Origin of the sequence: Synechococcus sp. 'PEA 65AY6A-5F PE A', from assembly GCF_047462575.1 — a bacterium.
Taxonomy (GTDB): domain Bacteria; phylum Cyanobacteriota; class Cyanobacteriia; order Thermostichales; family Thermostichaceae; genus Thermostichus.
The window spans coordinates 1-15,540 of record NZ_JAOALE010000048.1 but is presented as its reverse complement, the minus strand read 5'-3'; the positions used below and the strand labels follow the sequence as shown (position 1 = coordinate 15,540).

14 protein-coding genes are annotated in these 15,540 nt (G+C 60.7%); 9 read left to right on the top strand and 5 right to left on the bottom strand.

The features are described 5' to 3' along the window. The first annotated feature begins 186 nt into the window (after positions 1-186). The 7 genes from tatA to GG26_RS12500 all read left to right on the top strand — a co-directional run bounded on the left by tatA (position 187) and on the right by GG26_RS12500 (position 7,192). Complete coding sequence (gene tatA, locus GG26_RS12530) at positions 187-465, top strand: twin-arginine translocase TatA/TatE family subunit (protein ID WP_011430879.1); 279 nt, start codon at positions 187-189, stop codon at positions 463-465. 238 nt (positions 466-703) lie between these two features. Continuing rightward, positions 704-1,537, top strand: a complete 834-nt coding sequence (locus GG26_RS12525) for an anti-sigma factor domain-containing protein (protein WP_011430880.1) — start codon at positions 704-706, stop codon at positions 1,535-1,537. A gap of 193 nt (positions 1,538-1,730) precedes the next feature. Further along, positions 1,731-2,591: a bestrophin family protein gene (locus GG26_RS12520; protein ID WP_414390938.1), complete on the top strand. Its 861-nt coding sequence runs from the start codon at positions 1,731-1,733 to the stop codon at positions 2,589-2,591. 270 nt (positions 2,592-2,861) lie between these two features. After that, the gene (locus GG26_RS12515) at positions 2,862-3,227 is read left to right on the top strand and encodes an NAD(P)H-quinone oxidoreductase subunit M (protein ID WP_011430883.1); all 366 of its coding nucleotides are present in this window, start codon (positions 2,862-2,864) and stop codon (positions 3,225-3,227) included. A 74-nt stretch (positions 3,228-3,301) separates the two neighbouring features. After that, complete coding sequence (locus GG26_RS12510; protein ID WP_099813003.1) at positions 3,302-3,754, top strand: DUF2996 domain-containing protein; 453 nt, start codon at positions 3,302-3,304, stop codon at positions 3,752-3,754. A gap of 202 nt (positions 3,755-3,956) precedes the next feature. After that, entirely contained in the window at positions 3,957-5,432 is a 1,476-nt protein-coding gene (glgA, locus tag GG26_RS12505; RefSeq protein WP_011430885.1) for a glycogen synthase GlgA, read from the top strand. Positions 5,433-5,584: 152 nt separating this feature from the next. After that, positions 5,585-7,192 (top strand): glycoside hydrolase family 57 protein, encoded by a 1,608-nt coding sequence (locus GG26_RS12500; protein WP_011430886.1) that lies wholly within the window; start codon positions 5,585-5,587, stop codon positions 7,190-7,192. 282 nt (positions 7,193-7,474) lie between these two features. Here the strand turns inward: GG26_RS12500 and ilvB are convergent, their stop codons facing one another. After that, on the bottom strand, positions 7,475-9,271 hold the full coding sequence (gene ilvB, locus GG26_RS12495; protein ID WP_011430887.1) for a biosynthetic-type acetolactate synthase large subunit: 1,797 nt from the start codon (positions 9,269-9,271) through the stop codon (positions 7,475-7,477). Between the two features lie 534 nt (positions 9,272-9,805). Here ilvB and GG26_RS12490 point away from each other — a divergent pair. Beyond that, positions 9,806-9,961 carry a PepSY domain-containing protein gene (locus tag GG26_RS12490; protein WP_346426067.1) on the top strand — a complete coding sequence of 52 codons (156 nt, stop codon included), beginning with the start codon at positions 9,806-9,808 and terminating at the stop codon, positions 9,959-9,961. 39 nt (positions 9,962-10,000) lie between these two features. Here the strand turns inward: GG26_RS12490 and GG26_RS12485 are convergent, their stop codons facing one another. Genes GG26_RS12485 through GG26_RS12475 form a run of 3 tightly spaced genes read right to left on the bottom strand, consistent with a single transcriptional unit; the run spans position 10,001 to position 12,467 of the window. After that, positions 10,001-10,552 (bottom strand): hypothetical protein, encoded by a 552-nt coding sequence (locus GG26_RS12485; protein ID WP_011430890.1) that lies wholly within the window; start codon positions 10,550-10,552, stop codon positions 10,001-10,003. Continuing rightward, positions 10,539-10,925, bottom strand: a complete 387-nt coding sequence (locus GG26_RS12480; RefSeq protein WP_099813344.1) for a thioesterase family protein — start codon at positions 10,923-10,925, stop codon at positions 10,539-10,541. The genes GG26_RS12485 and GG26_RS12480 overlap by 14 nt, the downstream gene beginning before the upstream one ends. Positions 10,926-10,958: 33 nt before the next feature. Next, positions 10,959-12,467: a hypothetical protein gene (locus GG26_RS12475; RefSeq protein ID WP_011430892.1), complete on the bottom strand. Its 1,509-nt coding sequence runs from the start codon at positions 12,465-12,467 to the stop codon at positions 10,959-10,961. A gap of 196 nt (positions 12,468-12,663) precedes the next feature. Between GG26_RS12475 and GG26_RS12470 the strand changes: the two genes are divergently transcribed. Further along, on the top strand, positions 12,664-14,832 hold the full coding sequence (locus GG26_RS12470) for a toll/interleukin-1 receptor domain-containing protein (protein ID WP_041438461.1): 2,169 nt from the start codon (positions 12,664-12,666) through the stop codon (positions 14,830-14,832). Between the two features lie 210 nt (positions 14,833-15,042). On the opposite strand, the gene GG26_RS12465 is transcribed toward GG26_RS12470, so the two are convergent. Next, positions 15,043-15,300, bottom strand: a complete 258-nt coding sequence (locus tag GG26_RS12465) for a hypothetical protein (RefSeq protein WP_049749773.1) — start codon at positions 15,298-15,300, stop codon at positions 15,043-15,045. Positions 15,301-15,540: the final 240 nt, after the last annotated feature.

Below are 15,540 nucleotides of genomic sequence, written 5' to 3'. Positions count from 1 at the left end.
TCCTCCATCCCGCCAAGCTGCGCTGTGGCGGGAGTACCCCGGAGGTTCTGATGGATTCCAGAGCCATGGCAGTAGCAGCCAAACCTTTCTGCCCCCGGGAAAACCTGCTAGAGTTGGGAGGGGATAATTCCCCTCCTTGCCAGCGAGGTTGGTTGGCTTGTTCTATTTTTGGGGTTTTGGGGACTTATGGCTATCCTGCTGTCGAGCGAACCTATCCTGGCCGTGAGCATCTTCGGCATGGGCCTGCCAGAGCTGGCCGTGATTGGGATAATTGCAGTGGTCGTGTTCGGCCCCAAGAAGCTGCCGGAGTTGGGCAGCGCCTTCGGCAAAGCGTTGCGCAGCTTCAAGCAAGAGATGAACAACCCCAGCAGCGATGACGAGCCCACCGCCGGTGCCGATCGCGTCAGCGGGACGGAGTCCCTGAAGGTAGAAGCGGAGAAGGTGGTCGAGAAAGATGCCGCCTGAGGGCATCTGCACTGAAAAAATGGTGTCTTGGGTCGGCTCCTCGTTTTGTAGGAGATAGGTGCGAGTAAAAGCGGATACCGCAAATTGCACGGCCGGCATCTGCACCAGCCGCAACAAAATGAAGCCGGCTTGCCGGTGAGCTGGATCCAGGGCTGATGTATATTTTTGAAAAAGCTACCGGCCTGGCGCTACCGCTTGACCCAAAGCCGGGCTGGACAGGCGCAGCAGATGGGGGGCTATGGCGGAGCCGACCGATTTCGAGCTGATGCGCCAGATCCAACTGCGGGATCGCCGCAGCCACTTTTTACTTAAGGATCGCTACCAAAAGCGCTTGCTGGAGATCGCGCTGTCCACTCTCAAGCAGCCTCACCAGGCCGAAGAGGTGGTGCGCCAGGTGTTTGAGTTCTGCTGGAAACATGCGGAGGCCTTTGACCTGCAGCGGGATCGCTCGGTGGCCCTGTGGCTTTACGAGTTGACGGCCTTTCAAGCCCAAGAACGCTTGCGGCGCTGGAGCTGGTTGCCCGCCCCTGCCTCCATCCGGGTCGCACCTCCTTGGTGGCCGCGGCGCCTCCTCTGGGGCAGCTTAGTAGGGTTAGGGATCTACGCAGTGGCCATAACAGCAGCCTACTGGCGGCTGCGCTGGCAGGGGGAGTCGGTAGCCATTCAACGGCTCTATCAGGAGTGGCAACGACAACCGCAGGTACGGCGAACCCTTCTGCGCGACCCCAGCTTCCGCAACCCCCTGTTGGTACAAGCTCTCTGGTCGCCCCGCGCCAAGCAGGTGTTGCTCTTGGCTTCAGAAATGCCCCCTGCCCCCCCGGGAACCACCTACCAACTGTGGCTGGAGTCGGCTGGGCAGCGCCTGGAAAGCGCCGGCACCTTCACCGTCAACGCCGAGGGATCCCTGCAATGGCTCAGCCAGCCCACCCATTCACAGCAGCCGACCCGCCTTTGGATTACCCTCGAACCGGCAGGCGGGAGCGAATCCCCCACTGGCGCCCCTCTGCTGCAGAGCAACTTCTGGATCCCTGCCTCTCAACCTGAGGAGAGCAAAGAGAACCTCTTAAACTAGCTTGAAATGACTCCTGAGACCCTGGAAGTTGCCCCGTCAGGTCAAGGGATTCATCCCCCCGTATACGGCGGGGAAGAGGGGGGCCTGCGCCGCCAAGGTTTCGGTCAACAACCGTTGCCATGACGGTAGTAGGATCAGGGGGCAGGCTTGCCGACGCCACACCAGGATTCGCCAGTATCTATCGGGAAATGGGTTGCGTTGGTTTCGCTTGGCCCTGCAGTTGCACGGATCGGTTGTGCCGGCAGTGCTGCCTCGCACCCTCATCTGTGGTCTCCTGGGAGTGCTGGTTTCCGTTCTCTACAAGCTGTGGTTGCCCATAGCGCTGTCCTCGTTGGTGGCGTTCGTGCCCAACATCGTTTTTGGCTTGATGCTGGTGTTTCGGACAAACACTGCCTACGAGCGGTTTTGGGAGGGGCGAAAAGCTTGGGGATGCGTGGTGAGCAACGTGCGCAACTTAGCCCGCTTGATTTGGGTAGCCATTGAAGAGAAGCAGCCAGACGATCGGGAAGAAAAAATCAAAATCCTCTATCTCCTGCCTGCTTTTGCCATCGCCATGAAGCAACATCTGCGCCAAGAATTTTTGCCAGATGAGCTTCAGACCCTCCTCAGCCCAGAGCAGTTGCAACGTCTTAAAAACCTCAACCATCCCTCCTTGCAAATTGCCTTTTGGATTGGAGACTACCTACAGCGCCAATACCAAAAAGGCCGCGTTGAAGTCTATCAGCTAACGATCATGGTGGAGCGGCTCAATAACATGGTCGATGTCCTGGGCGCCTGCGAGCGCATTCTCATGACCCCAACGCCCATGGCCTACGCCTTACATTTGAAGCAGTTGTTGCTGCTGTATTGTTTGTCTTTGCCTTTTCAGATGGTGGAGAGATTGGGCTGGATGACCGGCCCCATTGTCGGGCTGCTGGCCTTTATGCTGTTTGGCGTCGAGGAGATCGGCATTGAAATTGAGAACCCCTTTGGACGGGATCCGAACGACCTGCCCCTTGATGTGATTTGCAGTAGGATGAAGCAGAATATCGCTGATTTGATCCAGTCTGCCTAGAACAACCATGGGTTATCTCATAAACAAGCTTAGGTTTCCCTGGGGAAGGTAGTCCGGCTTTTTAAATTTTTCCAGTAACACCGGCTACGCAGCCGACAGCCGTACTTTTAGGCTTCTTCTGTGCCAGAGGGATCCCGCTTCTCCCCAGAATTGTTGGGTGGGGAGATTGGCCTGGGCAACTTTCTGGGATCTGGACGACAAGGGATCCCACCTCGGCGCCAGGAATGATACCTTGAAGAAAGGCGTAGGATCTCGACCGGAGCGACAGCCATGCTGAAATGCACCACCCGCCACGTTCACATCTTTGCTGGCGAGGTGACCGCCGATAACCACTTTGTGCCTCGCGACGATCTGCTCACCCTCGATGTGGATCCCGACAACGAGCTGGTCTGGAACGATGCCGCCTTGCAGAAGGTCTATGCTCGTTTTGAGGAATTGGTAGAAGAGTACAGGGGCCGGGATCTGACTGAGTACAACCTGCGGCGCATCGGCTCTGACCTGGAACACTTCATTCGCTCTCTCCTCAAGCAAGGGGAAATTGCCTACAACCTGCAGGGGCGTACCCCCAACTACAGCATGGGCTTCCCCCAGATCCCTGCTGAAGAAATTGTCGGCCAGTACATCCCCAAAGGTTAGCCTCTCTTCCATCCCTGACTCTGGGCCTGCCAGCCCGCACGCCAATCGTTGACCTGTTATCGGAGTATCAGCCCATGTCTGGAGAACCTACCCCCGCCCAGGAAACCGCTGTCGAAAAGCCGGCCCGGGTTGAGGCCGCCAACCCTGCTCCCAAGGAGACTGACACTGCCCAAGCCTCGCCCAAAGCCGCAGCAAAAAAACCAGCCAAGGAAGAGAAGCCTTTCGAGCAACTCATTGCAGAAGATGTGATCCCGGCAACCATCGCCGCTTTTCAGAAACGCGGCGTCACCGATCTGCAACTGCGGCTGGAGGGCAAGACGCTGATTGGCTCGTTTGCCGGCGGCAAAAAGCAGTTTAGCGTCCTCTTTGCCGAGGGATCCCTCAATGGGCCCAAGTTCTTCCGCTGCGCTATTGAAGGATCCCCGGCCAGCACCATTGAGTCTTTTATGATCGACGAGCGTCGCGTCGATGTGCCCCTGTTCGTGTTCTATCTGGTGCAGCGCCTCTATGCCCAGCAGTGGTATTGAGCGATCCCAGGCAGATGCCTGAGCCGCCAGCCAAACCCGTAGGCAGCGCAGCCAGAGATTGAGCTAGCCACCTGTTAGGCAAGGAAGGGATCCCCGGACAGGGATCCCTTTTCGCTGAGGCGGGGGATGGGCTGTAGAAGCCAAAAGAAAAGAGATTATCTTTTGTGAAGAAAAGTAAGGCGGTGCTACGGGAGAGCGCGAAATGTACATCGTGCAGATTGCGTCGGAATGTGCCCCGGTCATCAAGGCGGGGGGGCTGGGGGATGTGGTGTACGGCCTCAGCCGAGAGCTGGAAGTGCGGGGGCACTGTGTCGAGCTGGTTTTGCCCAAGTACGACACGATGCGCTACGACCAGATCTGGGGTTTGCACGACGCCTATCGCGATCTCTGGGTGCCCTGGTACGGGGGAGCCATTCACTGCTCGGTGTACTGCGGCTGGGTGCATGGCCGCCTTTGCTTTTTTATTGAGCCCCACTCGGGCGATAACTTCTTCAATCGCGGGTGTTATTACGGCTGCCCGGATGACAACATGCGTTTTGCTTTTTTCAGCAAGGCGGCTCTGGAGTTTCTTCTCAAAAGCAATAAGCGCCCCGATATCATTCATTGTCACGATTGGCAGACAGGATTGGTGCCGGTGCTGCTCTTTGAGATTTACAAGTACCACGGCATGGAAAACCAGCGGGTATGCTACACCATCCACAACTTTAAACACCAAGGCTTTGGCGGCCCGGAAATCCTCTGGGCCACCGGCCTCAACCGGGAGCCCTATTACTTTCATTACGACCGCCTGCGAGATAACTTTAACCCCTTTGCCCTCAACTTTATGAAGGGCGGGATCGTCTTTTCCAACTTCGTGACCACCGTTTCCCCCACCCATGCCCTGGAAGCGCGATTTGGTAATTACAACTATGGACTGGGACACACTCTTTACTTGCACCAGCACAAGTTTCGCGGCGTCTTGAATGGCATCGACTACGATATTTGGAACCCTGAGATCGATCGCTTTATTCCTTTTCACTACACGGCGCAAACTTTGGAAAACAAGGCCAAAAACAAAAAAGCACTGCGGGATCAGCTATGGCTACAAGATGTTGATAAGCCCATTGTGGCCTATATTGGGCGGCTGGACGAGCAAAAAGGCGTGCATCTGGTGCATCATGCCATCTACCGCTCCCTGTTTAAAAATGCCCAATTCGTGCTGCTGGGATCCGCCACGGAGCCGGGGATCGGCGCCTGGTTTGCCCATGAGAAACGCTACCTCAACGACAACCCCGATGTTCACATCGAGCTGGGCTTCAACGAAGAACTTTCCCACCTCATCTATGCGGGGGCAGACATCCTTGTGGTGCCCAGCCACTACGAGCCCTGCGGCCTTACCCAGATGATCGGCCTCAAGTACGGCACGGTTCCGGTGGTGAGGGGCGTGGGCGGCCTGGTGGATACCGTTTTCGACCGCGATTACGACACTCGCAAATTGCCGGAGCAGCGCAATGGCTACGTGTTCTACCACACGGATCGCGCGGCTCTGGAGTCGGCGCTGGATCGGGCCATCGACCTGTGGTACACCGCTCCCGACCAGTTTCGCCAACTGCAAGTCCAGGGCATGAGCTACGACTACTCCTGGAACTACCCCGGCAAAGAATACCTGGAGATCTACGAGTTCATTCGCCACCGCTGAGCGATCCCCAGCGATCCCAGCCCTTGACCACAAGGGGGAAATGCTGGACGATAGGTAGCAATGCCGCTCTTAACCTTCCCTACAGATTTATTGCCGGGGAAGGGGAGCTTGCTCGGTTATCTTCTCCTACCTGAGGATCCCTGGCCGCTATGATGGGCTATCTCGCCTTGGTACTCCACGCACACCTGCCCTTTGTGCGCCACCCTGAGCAGGACTTCGTGCTGGAAGAAGAATGGCTCTACGAAGCCATCACCGAGACCTATGTCCCGCTGCTGCACATGTTCGAGGGGCTGCGGCGAGATGGCATCGACTTTCGCTTCACCATGTCCCTGACGCCGCCCTTGGTGTCGATGCTGCGGGATCCCTTGCTGCAGGAGCGCTACGACCACTACCTAACCAAGTTGGAAGAGCTGGCCCAACTGGAATACGACAAGAACGCCACCAACGGCCACATTCGCTACCTGGCCGAGCACTACATCAAGCAATTTGCCATGGTGCGCGATCTCTGGGAGCGCTACGACCGGGATCTGGTGCGGGCCTTCAAACAGTTTCAAGACAGCGGCAACCTGGAGATCATTACCTGCGCGGCTACCCACGGCTACCTGCCCTTGATGCAGATGTACCCGCAGGCGGTATGGGCCCAACTTATCGTGGCCTGCGAGCACTACAACGAACACTTTGGCCAATGGCCAAGAGGGATCTGGCTGCCGGAGTGCGCCTACTACCAGGGGCTGGAGCGGATGATCGCCGATGCCGGCCTGCGCTACATGATCACCGACGCCCACGGTTTGCTCTATGCCAAGCCGCGGCCCCGCTACGGCATGTACGCCCCCATCTTCACCGAGACTGGCGTTGCCGTCTTCGGTCGGGATCACGAGTCTTCGCAGCAGGTGTGGTCAGCGGAGGTGGGCTACCCTGGGGATCCCGTCTATCGCGAGTTCTACAAAGACCTGGGGTACGAGGCCGACTACGAGTACATCAAGCCCTACATCATGCCCAACGGCCAGCGGAAAAACACCGGCATCAAGTACCACCGCATCACGGGGCGCAACCTCGATCTGGGACAGAAGCAACTTTACGATCCCTACTGGGCCAGGGAGAAGGCGGCAGAACATGCGGGCAACTTCATGTTCAACCGCCAGCGGCAGATCGAGTATTTGTACAGCGTCATGGGGCGTCCGCCGCTGGTGGTGGCCCCTTATGATGCCGAGCTGTTCGGCCATTGGTGGTATGAGGGCCCCTGGTTTTTGGATTTCCTCATTCGCAAGAGCTACTTCGACCAAAATACCTATCGCATGACTCACCTGGCGGAGTACTTGCGGGAGAACCCCACCCACCAGGTGTGCAAACCTGCCCAGTCCAGTTGGGGGGCGCGCGGCTTCCACGAGTACTGGCTCAACCCCACCAACGCCTGGATCTACCCCCACCTGCACAAGGCTACCGAGCGGATGATCGAGCTGAGCCGCCGCGAGCCTGCCGATGACCTGGAGTGGCGGGCCCTGAACCAGGCGGCGCGGGAATTGCTCCTGGCCCAATCTTCCGACTGGGCCTTCATCATGCGCACGGGGACGATGGTTCCCTATGCGGTACGCCGCACCAAATCCCACCTGCTGCGCTTCAATCACCTCTACGAGAAGATCCAAGCCGGCCAGTTTCGGCGAGAAAAAGCCACCCCTGAAGACGAGCAGTGGCTGGCCAAGGTGGAATACATGGACAACATCTTCCCCAACCTCAACTACCGTGTCTACCGGCCCCTCTGACCATTGGGTAAGGCCGGAACCTTTTGGCAACTTCCACCCGCACCGCGTGGAAAAAAGAATTTCCGACTACTTGAGCCTCACTCCCCCCCTTCCTCTTGGACGATGGGCTGGGGTTGGTCGCAGCAGAGGGGCGCTCGGGAAGTGTTTTCTTCAATCGGGTTTGAAACGACTGCAGTTTGAAATAGCCATCATCGGCATCCCTGCGGACTTTCCGCTGCCGAGGGCGGGCCTTGTTGCGAAGGGATCCCAACTTCCCTGCCCTGATGGCCAGCCCTGCCGGTTCTAGAGCTTGGTGCCGCACTCGGCGCAGAACTTGTGCAGGCTGGGGTTTTTGGTGCCGCAATTGGGGCAGTAAATCAGCTCGGCGGCTTGCTCCAGTTGCCGCTTTTCCGGCAGGCCGATCATCTGGTAGTTGGCTTTGCCGGCGGGCACCATCGGGTAGCAGTTCTCGTCCCGCTTGACCACAAAATCGACCACCACCGGCCCCTCGTGGCGCAGCATCTCTTGGATGGCGTCGTCCACTTGATCGGGGTGATCGACGCGCATGCCCTTGACGCCAAAGGCTTCAGCCAGCTTGACGAAATCCGGCATGCCCGGAGTCATATCCGAGTGGGAGTAGCGCTCGCCGTGGAAGGCCTGCTGCCACTGCCGCACCATGCCCTGCCAGCCGTTGTTGATGATGGCCACCTTGGTGGCAATGCCGTACTGGGCCACCGTGCCCAGCTCCTGCATGTTCATCTGGAAGCTGGCGTCGCCGCTGATGCAGATCACCTCGGCGTGGGGCAGGGCCACTTTGACCCCCATGGCCGCCGGGAAACCGTAGCCCATGGTGCCCAGGCCAGAACTGGAGATCCACTGGCGCGGCCCGTTACGCAGAAACTGCGCCGCCCACATTTGGTGCTGACCGACATCGGTGGTGTAGTAGGCGTGGGGAGCATGGCGACGAAAGGCATCGATCACCTGCTGCGGGGCGATCACGCCCTCATAGCGGGGCACCTGCAGGGGGTAGTCCCGTTTCCAGCGCTCGATCCGCTCCAGCCAAGCCTGCGTCTGGCCAGGGGTGTGGGGCATTTTGCTCAGTTGCGCCAACAGCTCCACCAGGACGGTGCGCACATCTCCCACAATCGGCACGTCCGGAGTGCGGTTTTTGCCCACTTCTGCCGGGTCGATATCAATGTGGATAACCTTGGCGTGCTTGGCAAATTCGTCCAGCTTGCCGGTTACGCGGTCGTCAAAGCGGGCCCCCACGGCAATCAGCAGGTCGCACTCGGTAACGGCGAAGTTGGCGTAGGCGGTGCCGTGCATGCCCAGCATCCCCACCGAGAGGGGATCGTTCTCATCGAAGGCCCCTTTGCCCATGAGGGTGGTGGTCACCGGGATCTGATAGGTGTGGGCCAGCTCGGCAATCTCGGCATGGGCACCCGAGATGATGGCCCCGCCCCCCACGTAGAGCAGGGGCCGCTTGGCCTGCAGGATCAGCTTGGCCGCCGCGTGGATCTGGCGCGGGTTCCCCCGCACCGTGGGCCGGTAGCCGGGGATATTGACCTCGCTGACCGGCTGGTAGTCGAACTCTTCCAGGCCCACATCTTTGGGGATGTCGATCAACACTGGACCGGGTCGCCCCGTGCTGGCGATGTGGAAGGCCTCGGCCACAATCCGGGCCATCTGCCGGGGGTCGCGCACCACGTAGGAGTGTTTGACAATGGGCAGGGTGATGCCAAAAATGTCAGTCTCCTGAAAGCCATCAGTACCAATCAAATGGCGGGGCACCTGGCCAGTAATGGCCACCAGAGGCACAGAGTCCATTATGGCGTTGGCGATGCCTGTCACCAAATTGGTTGCCCCCGGCCCCGAGGTGGCAAAGCACACCCCCACCTTGCCGGTAGCGCGGGCGTAGCCATCGGCAGCATGGGCAGCGGCCTGTTCGTGGCGGACTAGGAAATGTTTGAGTAGCCCTTGGGATTCGGCCTTGTACAGCTCGTCGTAGATGGGCAAGATCGCTCCTCCTGGATAGCCGAAAATGTGCTGCACCCCATGTCGATGCAGGCTATCCACCAGTGCATAGGCCCCTGTTGCCACGATATCTTCTCCCCACTGAAGACGACCGAGCGCTCAACCTGAAGGGTTTGAGCTAGAAGACCAGCCAGCTATTGGCCGGCTTTTTAGGTTGTGTATTTAATTCAACAGTCTAGCAGGGGTTTGCTCCGCAGGGTTGAGATTTGCCTGGGGGGTGGCAACCGGTTTTTTCCTTCACCCTGCTTTTGCCTTGGAGAGCCCTTTAAGGCTGAGCTGTCGCATCCCCAGCAGAGGTGGCTCTAGATGAGAAGGGATCCGCTGCCCTGGGGATCCTGCGCTGCAAAACCTGCCCAGGCCGACGTGAGACCATCCGGTTCTCAGAGGGTTGAACCTGAAATTGATGGCATCCTCCCCTCAATATATTTATTGAGGGGATTATTGCCCCTCGAGCTCCCCTACTTCTCTAAAACCTGCTGTTATCTATCTAGGTTTGATGATTGCGATGCTGGTCGGCAACCCGCTGGCTGGCCTCAAGACCGGCCCAGAGCCAGTTTTTGCCCAGTCTTCTGTCTCAGCAATCGATGAAGAAACTATTGGATTGCTCGCTTAGTTGTTCCCGCTGCTTCCGTTGAAGAAGTCGAACTGGAGCGGGAGAATGGGCGCTGGGTTTGGAAGGTGGGGTTTGCCAACGACATTGAGGTCAAAATCGATGGCAGAGCCGGGAAAATTCTAGACATCGATGATGACTGGTAGTTGGGCTGCTGCAAGAGCCCAAGAGAGGGCTGACGAGTTCTATCGGATCCTCGAGCGGCTGCTGCGCAGGATGAGCCATGCCAATTCCAAGGCCGGCCCCAGCACTCGCCAGGCGCGAAAGCAAAGCAGCAGGGATCCCTGTCCGTGCCAGCCGGTGTGGGCGAAGGTCAAGCGCAGGTGGCAAGCCAGCGAGGGGGGGAGGGTTGCCAAAAGCCCTAGGCACTGCCCCGTCAAGGCCGGGTCGGCAAAGCCGATTTCCAGGCCGCCTCGCCAGGACTGGATCTGGATCCCCTCGGCCAACCGCCTCAGAAGGGGCCAGAAGCGAGGCCAGTCGGCAAAGGAGAGACGGCAGCCCACCCAGGCTGGCCAATGCCCGCGAACGTATAGGGACCCGCAGCGCCATTCCCAACCCCGACGGCTGCCCCGCAGAGCCAAGCCCCTCCACCCGCGCCATTCCCCAACCCAGGCGAGGGGGCCCTGCCAAGGCTTGCGGTAGCGCAGCAGGAGCTGTTGTGGCCAGAACAAAAACAGCCCCAACCCCGTGACCAGCAACAGCCCTGCCAGGCGCTGGATGACCTCAGGCCAGCCCATAGCGAGCCAGAAAACGGGGCAAATCGACCACCTGACAGGTATAGGATCCCTGCATGACCAAGCGCCCCTGCTGCGTGATCTTCACCTGAAATTCAATGCGCCTTCCCACCGCTTGCACAACCTCAACCTGAACGTGTAGAGGATCCCCGACCACGGCTGCCGAGCAGTGTTCCAGGGCAAAGCGGATCCCGACGACGGCTTCTTCCCCCTCGTAGAAGGGCTGCAAGGTGTTGTGGCCGCACCGCTCGATCAGCGCCAACAGCGCCGGGGATCCGATCACCCTCACGCCGGGGTTGCCCAGGGCCTCTGCCGTTTGCTCGGGGCCGGGGATCCCTTGCCAGGTGCCGCGGGTGCCGAGAGGAACAGGTTTCACGGTCTGGGAGCCCCAACAGGCGAGGGTGGGCATTTAGCGGGATGCAGTCCTGGACTGCCACAGGCGCCAGCCCTGCCCAAGCAAGAGGCAGAGAACCAGGATCCCGACGAGAACCACCAGCACCAGGGCCCGCTCCAGGCGGGTGGCATAGAACCCCGTCACCGTCCAGTTGCGGCTGAGGTTGGAGCCCAAAATGGCAAGCATAGCCAGGCCCAAAGCTTGGGTCCCTGTCCAAGGTGCCCTTCCCCTTTCTTGGTTTAGGGCTATGGGCTGCAGCGCTGCCAAGATCAAGGCGGTGATCAAGGCTGCCAGCAAGAAGGCCGCCTGCGGCTGGGCGTGGACGAAATAGCCCACCCCCAGCGGCAGGAGCAGGCTGGCCAGCGTCAGGCCGATCCCCGTCGGCAGCGGCCTGTCTTGCCCGTACACCCAGTGGACAAGCGCTGCCAGCCCCATGCTCGCCATGCCCAGGTACAGCGCCGCCGCCACATAGGGCTGGGTGAGGTCGATCCCGGCCACCTGCAGGTTGAACTGGTGCAGCAGGTTTTGCAGCAGGGGTTGGGCCGACAAAAACAGGGCGGCCATTGCCCCCCAGCGGCTGGGAAAAGCCAGACACCCCAGCCCCAGCAGCGCCGCCCCGTAGGATCCCCCCAGCCGCAGCGCCAGCAGCGCCCCACCGCCTACCAGCGTCAGGCTCACACAGGCCCGCCAGAGCAAGGCCTCTTTCCCCTCGGGTGCCGGGATCCCGCCCTCCAAAGCCAGCAGAGCCCACGAGAGCAGCACCCCCGCCCCGTACAGCAGCGCCCAAAAGGGATCCTGGTACAGCCCGTTGCGCACCAGGGCCAAAGCCAGCGCCGTCGCCACCAGCCATCCCACACCGTGCCCCAGGGCCGACAGCAGCCGGTTGGAGCCCACCTCGCTGTCGCGCGAGGACTCCGTCCCGCTGGCGGGAACGGGGAGGATCAGCAGGGGCAGCGTGCCCGCCACCAGGCTGAGGGCAGCCAGCCCCACCGGCAGCAGCACCGACCAAGGGAGATCTTGGGGGGAGCCCATCTCCAGCAGGCGGGATCCCCAGGTCAAGGCGGCGATGCCGCTCCAGCCCTGGCCCAGACCCATCAGCACAGACAGCATCTCCGCCTCGGCCAAGCAGCCCAGCAACGGGATCCCCACCAAGCCCATCCCCAGGCCGCAGCCCCACAGCAGCAGAGAAAAAGCAGCTCCCGCCTCAGATTCCTCGAAAGCACCGCGGGCTAGGCCCCACACGCTGGCCAAGCTGAGCAGCAGCACCGCCAGCCCCTGCCCGGCCCGCCCGCAGCCGCTCAAGCCCAGCAGACCCAACCCCACCAGTCCCCCCAGCAACACCGCTAGCGGGATCGGCTCCGACAACTGTCCCAGCCCTGCCCCCAGCGCCGCCAAGGCTGCCAAGCCCAGCCCCACTGCCGGCTGCCAACGGCGAAGGGATCCCCAGCGGCGATAGCGAATCGCTTCCAACAGCAAAACCACCAAGCCAATTGCAGCCCCAATCGCCAGCGCTCCGCTTACCATCTCCCCCTCCTGACCAACCCTTCCTCAACTATCGCCGATCTTGGTCTGGCCATCGAAGGACTCCGTCCCGCTGGCGCAAACGGCAAAAGGGTTGACAGAAACTTGGTGCCTTATCCCCCAGCCGGGGAAGGGCAATGCCCCAAGCCGCCGAGGCGGTGGCAAAGATAAGCTGGAAAAGAGCAGCGAGCGGGCGTTCATGTCTTCCGAGCATTACAAGTTCGACCTCTTCTTGCGTTACCACCGGGCCCAGGCCCGTTGGGCGCGGCAGTTGGCGGAGCGGCTGGATCGGGAGGGCTTCAAGGTCTGGTTTGACCGCTGGATGCTACAGCCAGGAGACGACCGCCGGCTGGAGCTGCAACTGGCCATCGAACAGTGCCGCTGGGTCGGGGTGGTGGCCTCGCCGGAGTTTGTCGCCAATCCCTGGCCCAGAGATGAGCTCTACAGCGGCTTCTCCCACGCCCCGCCCCGGCAGAACCAGCGCCTGCTGACGCTGCTGCACACGCCCGCCGAGCTGCCCCGCCCCCTGGCAGAAGCGCCGCTGCTGGACTTTAGCGGCTCCGATGAGGATCCGGTGCTGTTCGAGTACCGGGCCCGGGAGCTGATGCACTTTTTGGATCCCAGCTTTCCCGCCCCCGGGGATCTGCAGCGATTTCGGCTGCAATACCGTCGCCGCGAGGAACTCCCTGAAGATGAGGAGGTGCGGGGGTTCCAGGCCTTTTTGCGGGCCATTCAAATGGCCATCCTGCGCATTGCCACCGGCGAAATGCCCTCTGCCACGCCGGAGGAAGGAGCACGCAAGATTGCCATTTTGCAATTTATTCAGCGGCTGTTTCAGTGGAACAGCGCCGACATTCAATTTGAGCGGGCCGAGGAGTGGCGCAAGCGGGGCAACCTGAGCGAGGCGCTGGCCGCCTACGACCGTGCCTTGAACATGGATCCCAACTTTGCCCTGGCCTGGAGCCGGCGCGGCGATGTGCTGGTGCAGTTGGCCCGCTACCGCGAGGCGGTGGACAGCTACAACGGATCCCTGAGCATCAACCCCTACGACGAGGAGACGCGGCTGCGCCTGGCCCTGATTTTGGGGCGCCTGGGCCAGTACAAAGCGGCGGTGGTCAACTACGACAAGGTGCTGGAGAGCAACCCCGAAGATGCCTTGGCCTGGCACAATCGCGGCATTCGCCTCATGCAACTGAAGCGGCCCAAGCTGGCCCTCAACAGCCTGAACAAGGCGCTGCGCTACAACCCCCAACAGCCCCGCACCTGGCTGGCGCGTGGGATCGTGCTGCGGCGGCTGCGGCGGCCCAGCTCGGCGGCGGCCAGCTTTGCCCGCGTCCTGAAGCTCAACCCCAGAAGTGGCCGGGTCTGGCGCTACCAAGGCAATGCCCTGTTCCACTGCCAGCGGCTGCGCTCGGCCATCGAGTGTTACAAGCGCTCGCTGCGGCTGCGCCGCCGGGATCCCATTACGCTCCACAACCTAGGGGTGGCTCTGCTGCGCCTGGGGCAGTATCGGCTGGCCAGCAAGGCCCTGGAACGTGCTCTGCGCTACGACGCCGACAACCCCAAAAGCTGGTATGCCCGCGGCGTGGCCTTCCAGAAATTGGGCTACCTGAGGGAGGCTTGCATTCACTTCGAGGAAGCCCTGAAAATCCGGCCAGAGGACTTCCCGGCTCGCTACGCCCTGGCGGTGGCCCAGCAGGAGCTGGGGCAATACGAAGCCAGCCTGGAGCAGTTCCGGCGCCTGGTGCAACAGCGTCCCGGCAGCTTTGCCTGCTGGTTTGGCCAGATCACCAGCCTGCGGCGCTTGGGCCGGTTGGAAGAAGCCCTTGCTGCCGCCCAACAGATGACCCGCCTCAACGAACGGGATCCCTGGGGCTGGTTTGCCTTAGGGCTAGTGTATGGCGACCTGAAAGAGGCAGAAAAAGCGGTGGAGGCCTACTCGCGGGTTTTGCAGCTCACCCCAGAAGACGCGGTGGCCCTCAACAACCGCGCCTGGGAGGCCCTGAAGCTGGGGAAATTGGAGCTGGCTCTAGCCGACGCCCAACGGGCCACAGAACTGGAGCCGCAGCGGCCCGCCTTCTGGCATACCTTGGCGCTAATCCAACTACAGGCCGGCCAGCGGGAGGCGGCCCAGGCCAGTTTGCAGCGCTGCCTGGAACTGGATCCCCAGTTTCAGCCGGCCCAAGCTGCTCTGCAGGAGCTGAACCGCGCCGGCTCCAGCTCGCCGACACCGTTGCCGGGCAACTTTGCCGAGAGCCCTGCTGCTGACGCGCCGGCAGGAACGGCGCTGCCAGAACTGAAAACCCTCACCCCTCAAGAGGAGCCGCAACCGGTAGACCGTAGGCCCCTACCGGATCCCTCCGCTTAGCCCTTGTCTTGTGCCAATCCCCACAACGCCCTGACTGGATTTATGCCCAGGGACAGCTTGCCTCCCTGCCTGACAAAACTCCACCGGCTCAGAGCTATGTAGACCATCCGCGAACTGAAGCGCGGAAGCAGGCTACTGAGCAGGGGGAGAACCTCAGCCTTAGCAATATACAAACTGTGCTGTTCAGAGGGGCCGTCAGCTCTCCCCCGTTCACAGCAAGGGCAGGCCGCGCAGTCGTCGCAGTTGGTTGATATGGGCTGGGCAATCACACCCGAACAGGGCAATGGCGGCGTTGCTCTCTTCGAGGGTGAACTCCAAGAAAAGATGCTCCGCCGCCTCGACCTCAGCTTCAGATGGGTTGGGATCCCCTATCTCTGGCCAAGGGAGCGGGTGCCGCCACGGCAAAGAACGAGAGCGGACAACACTCAGATCAAATTGAGGCACCTCCAGAGCAGAAGCCCAAGCCATAGGAGCAGGCGACAGCAGCAACGCCCACAGAGCCGGTGTAGCCCACCTAGCCCAACGCCAATAGAAATGAGGGATCCCTGCCATCAATCTGACCAACTCACCGTAGCGGTAGTGTACCACTGGTTTTGGCTTCTGTCAGGAAAGAGAAACTCCATCAGCCGAAATGACCGTAAAGTGGTTGAGCTTACAGCCTGTTAAGGACTCAAGGGGTACAATAGCAGCACTTAGCAAACCAACTTC

What these genes read in the sequence shown, in the direction of transcription:
- GG26_RS12465 (WP_049749773.1), bottom strand. Translation starts at nt 15,300, where the DNA reads ATGGCTTGGGCTTCTGCTCTGGAGGTGCCTCAATTTGATCTGAGTGTT.
- GG26_RS12475 (WP_011430892.1), bottom strand. Translation starts at nt 12,467, where the DNA reads ATGGTAAGCGGAGCGCTGGCGATTGGGGCTGCAATTGGCTTGGTGGTT.
- GG26_RS12510 (WP_099813003.1), top strand. Translation starts at nt 3,302, where the DNA reads ATGTCTGGAGAACCTACCCCCGCCCAGGAAACCGCTGTCGAAAAGCCG.
- tatA (WP_011430879.1), top strand. Translation starts at nt 187, where the DNA reads ATGGCTATCCTGCTGTCGAGCGAACCTATCCTGGCCGTGAGCATCTTC.
- GG26_RS12525 (WP_011430880.1), top strand. Translation starts at nt 704, where the DNA reads ATGGCGGAGCCGACCGATTTCGAGCTGATGCGCCAGATCCAACTGCGG.
- GG26_RS12485 (WP_011430890.1), bottom strand. Translation starts at nt 10,552, where the DNA reads ATGGGCTGGCCTGAGGTCATCCAGCGCCTGGCAGGGCTGTTGCTGGTC.
- glgA (WP_011430885.1), top strand. Translation starts at nt 3,957, where the DNA reads ATGTACATCGTGCAGATTGCGTCGGAATGTGCCCCGGTCATCAAGGCG.
- GG26_RS12500 (WP_011430886.1), top strand. Translation starts at nt 5,585, where the DNA reads ATGGGCTATCTCGCCTTGGTACTCCACGCACACCTGCCCTTTGTGCGC.
- GG26_RS12515 (WP_011430883.1), top strand. Translation starts at nt 2,862, where the DNA reads ATGCTGAAATGCACCACCCGCCACGTTCACATCTTTGCTGGCGAGGTG.
- GG26_RS12470 (WP_041438461.1), top strand. Translation starts at nt 12,664, where the DNA reads ATGTCTTCCGAGCATTACAAGTTCGACCTCTTCTTGCGTTACCACCGG.